This is a genomic window from Mesorhizobium sp. M4A.F.Ca.ET.020.02.1.1 (assembly GCF_004022645.1).
GTDB lineage: Bacteria > Pseudomonadota > Alphaproteobacteria > Rhizobiales > Rhizobiaceae > Mesorhizobium.
Map to the genome: position 1 here is coordinate 1 of NZ_RZOI01000811.1, position 2,532 is coordinate 2,532.

General features: G+C 66.4%; 3 protein-coding genes. 2 read left to right on the plus strand and 1 reads right to left on the minus strand.

Annotated features, from left to right (window positions below; all coding sequences use genetic code 11):
• The coding region (locus EN742_RS31450) for a hypothetical protein (RefSeq protein ID WP_245492439.1) at window positions 1–242 on the minus strand (242 nt) is incomplete at its 3' end.
• A 144-nt stretch (window positions 243–386) separates the two neighbouring features.
• On the opposite strand from EN742_RS31450, the gene hisS reads away from it, so the two are divergent.
• Together hisS and EN742_RS31465 are read left to right on the plus strand one after the other, a co-directional pair.
• Window positions 387–1,892 carry a histidine--tRNA ligase gene (hisS, locus tag EN742_RS31455; protein WP_126056399.1) on the plus strand — a complete coding sequence of 502 codons (1,506 nt, stop codon included), beginning with the start codon at window positions 387–389 and terminating at the stop codon, window positions 1,890–1,892.
• A 178-nt stretch (window positions 1,893–2,070) separates the two neighbouring features.
• A partial coding sequence (locus tag EN742_RS31465) for an ATP phosphoribosyltransferase regulatory subunit (protein ID WP_189375686.1) occupies window positions 2,071–2,532 on the plus strand: 462 nt, incomplete at its 3' end.

Here is a 2,532-nt window from a genome sequence, read left to right on the forward strand (position 1 = left end):
GCCGGATAGATCACCAGCAGGCCGGTCATCAGCGCATCACGCATGGATGAGCCCCGGCGCGGATCCACCTCGAACGGCCCGGCTGCCTGGCTCACCGTCACGGGCGCCTGGTGGTCGGCCGGGCGCAGCCGGATGGGCAGTTCGCGCGTGCCGCCGTTGATGGTGTCGAATTGTCCCGTGGTGCTCATAGCCCCGAACTCTTTGTTTTCGGTGCGCTTTATCGGCTGCGATTGTGTCGACACGATGCCGCGCCGATGGCGGAATTGTTTCCTTTGGGCGCCGTTTGTTTCCGTGAAGGTGCAAACCCTTGCCGCTCCAAGCCGCATGGGCTAGGACACGCGCGCCCGCAACCAGCCAGCATCTATCGAACGAAAAGACCCCATCCCATGGCCGACAAATCGGAAAAGACGAAAGCGCGGCTGCCGCGCGGGTTTGCCGACCGCGGCGCCGATGACATCCGCGCCGTCGAGAAGATGATGGCGACCATCCGCGGCGTCTATGAGCTCTACGGCTTCGAGCCGGTCGACCAGCCGATGATCGAATACACCGACGCGCTCGGCAAATTCCTGCCCGACCAGGACCGGCCGAACGAAGGCGTCTTTTCCTTCCAGGATGATGATGACCAGTGGCTGTCGCTGCGCTACGACCTGACCGCGCCGACGGCACGCTTCGTCGCCGAGAATTTTGACAAGCTGCCCAAACCCTATCGCAGCTACCGCTCCGGCTGGGTGTTCCGCAACGAAAAACCCGGACCCGGCCGCTTCCGCCAGTTCATGCAGTTCGATGCCGACACGATCGGCACGCCCGGTGTGGCGGCAGACGCCGAGATGGCAATGATGATGGCCGACGTCATGGAAGCGCTCGGCATCAAGCGCGGCGACTACGTCATTCGCGTCAACAACCGCAAGGTGCTCGACGGCGTGCTAGAGGCGATCGGCCTCGGCGGTGACGAGAATGCGGGGCGGCGGCTGACGGTGCTGCGCGCGATAGACAAACTGGACAAGCTCGGGCCGGAAGGCGTGAGGCTCCTGCTTGGTCCGGGGCGCTGGGATGGCGGCAAGGAAGGCGAAGGCGATTTCGCGAAGGGCGCCGGACTGAAAGACACGCAGGCCGAAGCTGTGCTGATTGCAACGGCGAGGAACGGACAGGCTGGCCAGAATACCAGCGTCAGTTCCAACGCCGTCTACCAGGAAGGCGTCGCCGAACTTGCCACGATCGAAGCTCTGGTCAGAGCGGCAGGATATGGCGAAGACCGCGTCGCCATGGACCGCTCCGTCGTGCGCGGCCTGGAATACTACACCGGCCCCGTCTTCGAAGCCGAGCTGCTGGCCGAAATCCCCAACGAGGACGGCCAGATCGTGCGCTTCGGCTCGGTTGGCGGCGGCGGCCGTTATGACGGGCTGGTCTCGCGCTTCCGCGGCGAGCCGGTGCCGGCGACCGGCTTTTCGATCGGCGTCTCCCGGCTGATGACGGCGCTGAAGAACCTCGGCAAGCTCGACATCTCCGACGTCATCGCTCCGGTCGTCGTTCTGGTCATGGACAAGGACACCGAAAGCCTCGGCCGCTACCAGAAGATGGTGGCGGAGCTGCGCGCGGCCGGCATCCGCTCGGAAATGTATCTCGGCGGCGCCGGCATGAAGGCGCAGCTCAAATATGCCGACCGCCGCGGCAGCCCGGTCGCCATCATCCAGGGCGGCGACGAGCGCTCCCGGGGTGAGCTGCAGATCAAGGACCTGATCGAAGGCGCCCGCATGTCGGCGGAGATCACCGACAACGCCGAATGGCGCGCCGCACGCCCGGCGCAGGTGACGGTGGCGGAGAGCGAGTTGGTTGCCGAGGTGAAGAAGATCCTGGCGGCTCAGGCTGCCGACCGCGCGAAGGGTGGCGCTTGAACACCCCCCTCTGTCCTGCCGGACATCTCCCCCTCAGAGGGGGAGATTGGATGTCCCGTGTGGTTTCGCAAATCTCCGGTGTTGGAGTAAGGGTGCGGCGCTCGAAGCTGCCGATCTCCCCCCTTGAGGGGGAGATGGCCGGCAGGCCAGAGGGGGGTGCCTCGCGCCCAACCTATCCATGATCTCCCGCTACCCCGCCATCGCCGCCGACATCGCCAAGCTCTTCGCCGCGCGTGACACGCACGCGGTCGAGGTCGCCGTGCTGCAGCCGGCCGATCCGTTCCTCGACATGGCCGGCGAAGACCTGCGCCGCCGCATCTTCCTCACCGAGAGCGAGACCGGCAAGACGCTGTGTCTCAGGCCCGAATTCACCATTCCCGTCTGCCTGGACCACATCACCAGCCAGGCGGGCACGCCGCGCCGCTATTCCTATCTCGGCGAGGTGTTTCGCCAGCGCCGCGAGGGCGGTAACGAGTTCTTCCAGGCCGGCATCGAGGACCTCGGCGATCGCGACACCGCCGCCGCCGATGCCCGCTCGCTGGCCGATGCGCACGCGCTGCTGACGCTGGCGCTGCCAGGCCAGGCGCTGGCCGTCACGCGTGGCGACCAGACCGTCTTCGAGGCGGGGCTGGCCGGCCCT